Below are 7,404 nucleotides of genomic sequence, written 5' to 3' on the forward strand. Positions count from 1 at the left end.
ATGCGGAGGCGCTCGCCGAGGACGTCTTCGCGACGTGCCCGCCCGAGCCCGTGCGCGACGTCGACCCTGCCGTGCTGGCGCGGCTGAGCCTGCGTCGGCTCGCGAACGTCGACCCCGCACGGACGCAGCGCCGCCCGGCAGCGCCGCGGGGTCGGCACCGGCGGCGGCGCTCGCGTCGGGCGAGGGTCGTGGGCGTGGGCCTCACGGTCGCGCTGCTCGCGGGGACCGTGGGCGTGACCGGCGCGTGGCGCGCAGCGATCGGCCACTACGGCGACGTGCGGGCCGGGGAGCTGAGCAGCGGGGGCGCGAGCAGCGGTGGCGCGAGCAGCGGGGACCAGGGCAGCGGAGACGCGAGCGGCGGGGGCCAGAGCAGCGGAGCGGGGAGCAGCGGGGACCAGAGCAGCGGGGACCGAACCAGTGGGGATTCGACCAGCGGGGACCGAACCAGCGGCGAGCCGGTCGCCGTGGTGGACCGGCCGGCTCAGGAGCGCGGCGCCCTGCCGGCTGAGCGGCTCGGCGTGCTCGGAGCAGCGGGTGCGGTGCCGCTCGACGTGCCGCCTGCGGCCGCCGCGGTGCGCCTCACGCACCACCGGGCGGAGGCGCTGCTCGCCGGTGACACGGCCCGGCTGAGCGCGGTCACCGTCCCTGGATCGCCGGCAGCGGCGGCCGACCTGCAGGTGCTCGCGTCGATGGGGCCAGCACGCGACGCCGTCGCGCCCGGCGTGGTGCGCACGCAGGTGGCCGACGTCGACGTCGAACCGCGCACCGCCCGGCCGCTCGCGCGCTGGGGGAGCGACTGCCACGGCGTACGGCTCGTCGCCGCGGTGCGCGGCACACCCGCCGGCGACGTGTCGGCGCCCTCGATGGCCGGCGCCGCTGCGAACCCGTCGGTGGTGACGGCCACGCCTGTCCGCCTGACGCTGTGCGCGGTGGGCGGCGCCTGGCGGGTCGCGGTCGTCGAGCCGGTCGTCGGCTGACCGTCCGAGCCGGGCCATCCGGGGCCGGCGGACGTCGGCCAGTGGGGGGCGGTCGAAGTCGTGCAGCGCGGAGCCGGCGGCAGCGGAGGTGGACCGGCGGGAGGCGCGTGCGCCGTCAGGTGCGCGGCGCGCGGCCCGCGAGCCAGGACGCCGCGGCGTCGAGCGTGGGGTGCGTGTGGACGAAGCCGCTCGACGTGAGCACGGTCGGCAGGGCCCGCTGCGAGGCCAGCACGCCCTCGTCGGCGAACTCGCCCAGCACGACGCGGAGCGCGGCACGGGGCACCCGGAGCACCGCGGGCCGGTGGAGGGCGCGGGCGACGGCCGCGACCACCTCGCCCGTGCGCGCGGGGGCCGGTGCCGTGAGGTTCACGGGCCCGCGGACGTCCGCCGTGAGCAGGTGCTCGATCGCCCTGATCTGGTCCACCAGCGTGATCCAGCTCCACACCGCCGACCCGTCGCCGAGCGGACCGCCGACGCCGAGCCGCATGAGCGGCAGGAGACGTCCGAACGAGCCGCCGCGGTGCGACATCACGATGCCCGTGCGCAGGTGCGCGACCCGGACGCCCGCGTCCTCGGCGGGCCTCGTGGCGCCTTCCCAGGCGCGCACCACGTCAGCGAGAAAACCCCCGCCGGCGGATGACGCCTCGGTGAGGACCTCGTCGCCCCGGTCGCCGTAGAACCCGACCGCCGAGCCCTGGAGGAGCACGCGCGGCCGGTCGTCGAGCGACGCCAGCGTGCGGGCGAGCAACGCCGTCGGCTCCGTGCGGCTGCGCAGGATCGTCGTCCGGTACGCGGCCGTCCACCGCTGCTCCGCGAGCCCGGCCCCGCCGAGGTTGACGACGACGTCGGCCGTCCGCAGGTCCTCGGGGTCCAGGCGCCCGCGGGCCGGGTCCCAGCCGATCTCCCTCGAGGAGCCGGCCGGGCCGCGCACGAGGCGCCGCACGCGGTGTCCCCGGTGGGCCAGGTGGTCGACGAGCGCCGACCCGATCAGGCCGTGGGATCCGGCGACGACGACCTGGAGGCCGCTCACCCCCGCGCCCCGAGGTGCGGTGCGCCGCTCGACGCGTGGCTTGCGGCCGGACGCGCGACGACGCCCCGGGCGCTCGTGGCCCGGGGCGTCGTCGCGGTGCTCAGAGCCCGACCTCGGCCTCGAAGTCGCCGTCCTCGATGCGCTTCTTGACCGTCATGAGGTAGCGCGACGCGTCGGCGCCGTCCACCAGCCTGTGGTCGTAGGACAGCGCGAGGTAGCACATCGACCGCACGGCGATGTACTCGCCGCCGTCCGGGTCCGTCGCCACGACCGGGCGCTTGACGATCGCACCGGTGCCGAGGATCGCCGACGTGCCGATCGGGACGATCGGCGTGTCGAACAGCGCGCCGCCCGAGCCGGTGTTGGTCACCGTGAACGTCGCGCCGCTCAGCTCGTCGGGCGTCACCTTGTTGTCACGCGTGCGCGCGGCGAGGTCCGCGATCTTGCGGGCGATGCCGGCGAGGTTCAGGTCGCCCGCGCCGCGGATGACCGGGACGACGAGGCCACGCTCGGTGTCGACGGCGATGCCGACGTTCTCCTCGCCGTGGTAGGTGATCTGGTTGCCCTCGAGCACCCCGTTGACCTTGGGGTGCGCCTTGAGCGCCTCGGTCGCCGCGAGGACGAAGAACGGCAGGAAGGTGAGGTTGACGCCCTCGCGTGCCCGGAAGTCCTCCTTGGCCCGGGCGCGCAGGCGCGCGACCTTGGTCACGTCGACCTCGATCACGGTCGTCAGCTGCGCCATGGACTGCAGCGACTCGACCATGCGCGAGGCGATGATCTGCCGGAGGCGGCTGGCCTTCTCGGTCGTGCCGCGGAGCGGGGAGACGCTCGGCGTGGCAGCCGGCTTCGACGGGGACGCCGCCGGGGCCGGTGCGGACGCCTGCTGCTGGGAGGCGCGCTCACGCTCGGCGCGCTCCTGCTCCTCCTTCTCGCGGCGGGCGGCCGCCTCGAGGACGTCCTCCTTGCGGATGCGTCCGCCGACGCCGGTGCCGGTCAGGCTCGACAGGTCGACGCCCTTCTCGGCCGCCAGCTTGCGCACGAGCGGCGTGAGGTAGCCGCTGCCACCCGCGGGTGCGGGGCTCGACGGCGCGGGCGCCTGGGCCGAGGACGACGCCGAGGCGCCGCCCTGGACGGCCGGTGCGGCGACGACCTGCTGCGCCTCGTAGGCCGGCTGCCCCGGGGCCGCGGTCTCGGGGGACTGCTCCTGCGCCTTGGCCTCGGCCGACGGCTCCGGCGGGCGCACCTCGGACTGCTGCTGGGCGGGGGCCTCGGGCGTGGACGCCGTCTGGCTCGCCTGCTGCTCGGGCTGGGCGGGGGTCTGTTGCTGGGGCTCCTGCTGGGCCGGCTGCTGCTGGGCAGCCTGCTCCTGCTGGGCGGGCTGGGCACCGGCCTGCTCGCCGCCGGCCTGAGCCACGGTCGACCCGCCGCCGGCGGCGGCGGACCCGATGCGGGCGAGCGCCGTGCCGACGTCGACCGTCTCGTCCTCCTGCACCAGGACCTCGACGAGCGTGCCCGCGAGGGGCGACGGGATCTCCGTGTCCACCTTGTCCGTCGAGACCTCGAGGAGGGGCTCGTCGACGGCGACCTCGTCGCCGACCTGCTTGAGCCACCGCGTCACGGTGCCCTCGGTGACGCTCTCGCCGAGCGCCGGCATCGTCACGTCCTGCGTGTCGCCACCCGAGCCACCCCCGCCCGAGCCGGGCTGCGGCGGGGCCGGGACGGGCTCGTCCTCCGTCGCGGGAGCCGACGGGGCCTCCGTGCGCGTGACCTCGTCGGGGACCTGCGCCGCCTGCTGCTCGTCCGCGGACGCCGCCGCGTCGGTCGGCTGCTGGGCCGGCTGCTCCGAGGACTGCGGAGCCTGCTCGGCGGGAGCCGCCTGCGACGCCTGCTCCGAGCCGCCGCCCTCACCGGCCGCGCCGATGCGCGCCAGCGGGGTGCCGACCTCCACGGTCTCGTCCTCCTGGACGAGGATCTCGCTCAGGGTCCCCGCGAAGGGGGAGGGGATCTCGGTGTCGACCTTGTCGGTGGACACCTCGAGCAGCGGCTCGTCGACCGCCACCTCGTCGCCCACCTGCTTGAGCCACCGGGTCACGGTGCCCTCGGTCACGCTCTCGCCGAGAGCCGGCATCAGCACGGAGTCAGACATGACCTCGCGTCTCCTTCGATGGGGGTCAGTTGTGGGCGTGCAGGGGCTTGCCGGCGAGTGCGAGGAACGCCTCACCGATCGCCTCGTTCTGGGTCGGGTGCGCGTGCACCAGGCCCGCCACGTCCTCCGGGTATGCCTCCCAGTTGACGATGAGCTGGCCCTCGGCGATGAGCTCGCCGACACGCGCACCGATCATGTGCACGCCGAGCACCGGGCCGTCCTTCTGCCGGACGAGCTTCACGAAGCCGGCCGTGCCGAGGATCTGGCTGCGGCCGTTGCCGCCGAGGTTGTACTCCAGCACCTCGACCGCGTCGTCGCCGTGCAGCTCCTTGGCCTTCGCCTCGGTGACGCCGACCGACGCAACCTCCGGCTCGGAGTAGGTGACGCGCGGGATACCCGACTCGACGATCGTCGCGGGCGACAGCCCGGCGATCTCCTCGGCGACGAAGATGCCCTGCGCGAAGCCGCGGTGCGCGAGCTGCAGGCCGGGGACGATGTCGCCCACCGCGTAGATGTTCGCGACGCCGGTGTGCAGGCGCTCGTTCGTGATCACGAAGCCGCGGTCGAGCGTCACGCCCTGCTCGCCGTAGCCGAGCCCGTCCGTGCGGGGCCCGCGCCCGACGGCGACGAGGAGGATGTCGGCGTCGAACGTCTTGCCGTCCTCGAGCGTCACGTGCACGCCCTGGTCGTCCTGCGTCGCGCTCTGGAAGCGGACGCCGGTCGAGAAGTTGATCTTGCGCTTGCGGTAGGCCCGCTCGAACGCCTTGCTCAGCGCCTCGTCCTCGTTGGGGACCAGGTGGGGGAGCGCCTCGATGATCGTCACGTCGGCCCCGAAGGACTTCCAGACGCTCGCGAACTCGGAGCCGATGACGCCGCCGCCCAGGATGATCGCCGACGACGGCACGCGGTCGAGCGTCAGCGCCTGGTCGGAGGTCATGATCCGGCCGCCGATCTCGAGGCCGGGGAGCGTCTTCGCGTACGACCCGGTCGCGAGGATGATGTTGCGGCCCTGGTAGCGCGCGCCGTCGACCTCGACCGTGTCCGGCCCGACGAGCCGGCCGTAGCCCTCGACGTACGTGATGCCGTGCGCCTTCACGAGGCCCTGCAGGCCCTTGTAGAGGCGGCCGATGACGCCGTCCTTGTAGGCGTGGACCCCCGCCATGTCGATGCCCTCGAACGTCGCCTTGACGCCGTACTTCTCGCTGTCCTTGGCGCCGTCGGCGAGCTCTGCGGCGTGCAGGAGGGCCTTGGTCGGGATGCAGCCCCAGTGCAGGCAGGTGCCGCCGAGCTTCTCCGCCTCGACGAGGGCGACGCTCAGCCCCAGCTCGGTGGCGCGCAGGGCAGCGGCGTACCCGCCGCTCCCTCCGCCCAGGACCACGATGTCGAAGACGGTGGGGCTGTCAGCCACGATGTGTCTCTCCTCGGACGCAGACGGCGGGTCGCGATGCTCCGGTCATCTTGTCACTCCGCGGGTGAACGCGGGAATCGGCGCGGCGCGGGCCCGGTGTGATGCTCACGACAAGTCATCCTATGACTTCTCCCGCACCCGTCCGGGCGACCTGCGCCCGCGCGATGCGGTCGACGCCCGCGCGGGACCGTACGCTGGCGGGATGGGCCTGTTCCGCCGTCGACGCGCCGAGACCCCGGGGAACGCGCCCGAGCCGTCCCCTCGCGAGGCGCAGCAGGCGACCGTCGCGCACCTCGCGGAGTTCGTCCGCACGCGCGTGGGCGTCGAGGCCTACGTGGAGCCGGTCACGTCGGTGACCCAGACGACCGTCGTGCTCATCGCGACGACGGGGGAGTGGACGCGCCGCCGCGTGCCGGACGCCCGGACCGCCCACCGGATCGCCCAGGACCTGGGCATCCCGTGCTACGACGTCCAGCTGACGGGGTACCCGCAGCGGATGCGCGACTGGAACGCCCGGCAGCGCGCCCGCCGCTGAGCCGCGCTGCTGAGCCGCGCTGCTTGCCGACCACCGTCGAGCCGCGGGCCTGCGAGCCGCCGACCGGCTCAGGACTCCGGCTCAGGACTCCAGCAGGCTGAGCAGCGTCCGCACGGCGACACCCGTGCCGCCGACCGGCGTGTAGCCGTGCGCCGAGCCCTCGTTGAACGCCGGACCCGCGATGTCGAGGTGCGCCCACGGCGTGCTGCCCACGAACTCGCGCAGGAAGAGCCCGGCGACGAGCATCCCGCCGAACCGGTCGCCGATGTTCGCGAGGTCGGCCACCTGCGACTTGAGGCTCGCCCGCAGCTCGTTCGGGAGCGGCATCGGCCAGAACTGCTCGCCCGCCGCCTCGGCCGCGCGCACGACCTCGCCGCGCATCTCGTCCGTGCCCATGACGGCGGAGACCCGCGCGCCGAGCGCGACCATCTGCGCGCCGGTCAGCGTCGCGACGTCGATCACGGCGTCGGGCTTCTCCTCGATCGCGGCGACGAGGCCGTCGGCGAGGACGAGCCGGCCCTCCGCGTCCGTGTTGAGCACCTCGACGGTCTTGCCGCCGCGCTGCGTGATGACGTCCGACGGGCGCTGCGCGGTGCCCGACGGCATGTTCTCGGCGAGGCAGAGCCAGCCCGTGACCTTGACGGGCAGCTCGAGCGCCGCGGCCGCCAGCACGGTGTGCAGCACCGCGGCCGCACCGGCCATGTCCGACTTCATCGCCTCCATGCCCTTGGCCGGCTTGATCGACAGGCCGCCCGAGTCGAACGTGATGCCCTTGCCGACGAGCGCGACGGAGCGGGTCGGGCGCGACGGCGACCAGGAGAGCTTGACCAGGCGCGGCGGGCGCGACGAGCCCTGCCCGACGGCGACGAGGCCGCCGTAGCCGCCCGCGGCGAGCGCCTTCTCGTCGAGCACGGAGACCTTGACCTTCGTCCCCTTGACCGCCGCCCGGGCGACGTCGGCGAACGCGGCGGGGTACAGGTCGAGCGGCGCGGTGTTGACCAGGTCGCGCACGCCGTGGACGGCGTCGGCGACGACGGCGGCGCGCGCCACGGCCGCCTTGGCTGAGGCGTCGCGGGCGCGCGGGCTCACGAGCTCGAACGTCGTGGCGGGCCGCTGCGCCTCGGGGAGCGCGCGGTAGCGCTCGAACGCGTAGGCGCCGAGCAGCGCGCCCTCGGCGACGGCGCCGACCTGCGCCACGTCGCCGGCGGGCAGCGCGAGCCCGACGGTCCCGACACCGGTGATCTGCCGCGCGGCGGCGCCTGCGGCGCGACGCAGCGCCTCCGCCGTCGGTGCCGCCCCGGCCGCGAG

Annotated in this window: 6 protein-coding genes; 2 read left to right on the forward strand and 4 right to left on the reverse strand. The window is 75.0% G+C overall.

The features are described 5' to 3' along the window. Positions 1-977, forward strand: a 977-nt coding sequence (locus ICW40_RS15530) for a hypothetical protein (RefSeq protein WP_221654922.1), incomplete at its 5' end; no start/stop codon positions are given. Positions 978-1,092: 115 nt separating this feature from the next. Here the strand turns inward: ICW40_RS15530 and ICW40_RS15535 are convergent. The 3 genes from ICW40_RS15535 to lpdA form a co-directional block, all read right to left on the reverse strand. Then, complete coding sequence (locus ICW40_RS15535) at positions 1,093-2,007, reverse strand: TIGR01777 family oxidoreductase (RefSeq protein ID WP_221654923.1); 915 nt, start codon at positions 2,005-2,007, stop codon at positions 1,093-1,095. 100 nt (positions 2,008-2,107) lie between these two features. Then, positions 2,108-4,153 (reverse strand): 2-oxoglutarate dehydrogenase, E2 component, dihydrolipoamide succinyltransferase, encoded by a 2,046-nt coding sequence (gene sucB, locus ICW40_RS15540; RefSeq protein WP_221654924.1) that lies wholly within the window; start codon positions 4,151-4,153, stop codon positions 2,108-2,110. Positions 4,154-4,178: 25 nt separating this feature from the next. Continuing rightward, entirely contained in the window at positions 4,179-5,561 is a 1,383-nt protein-coding gene (lpdA, locus tag ICW40_RS15545; RefSeq protein WP_221654925.1) for a dihydrolipoyl dehydrogenase, read from the reverse strand. Between the two features lie 202 nt (positions 5,562-5,763). Here lpdA and ICW40_RS15550 point away from each other — a divergent pair, with 202 nt between their 5' ends. Beyond that, positions 5,764-6,096: an oxidoreductase gene (locus tag ICW40_RS15550; RefSeq protein ID WP_221654926.1), complete on the forward strand. Its 333-nt coding sequence runs from the start codon at positions 5,764-5,766 to the stop codon at positions 6,094-6,096. 81 nt (positions 6,097-6,177) lie between these two features. Here the strand turns inward: ICW40_RS15550 and ICW40_RS15555 are convergent. After that, positions 6,178-7,404: leucyl aminopeptidase (locus ICW40_RS15555; protein ID WP_221654927.1), on the reverse strand; the 1,227-nt coding region annotated here is incomplete at its 5' end.

Origin of the sequence: Actinotalea ferrariae (genome assembly GCF_019733465.1) — a bacterium.
Classification (GTDB): Bacteria; Actinomycetota; Actinomycetes; order Actinomycetales; family Cellulomonadaceae; genus Actinotalea; species Actinotalea ferrariae_A.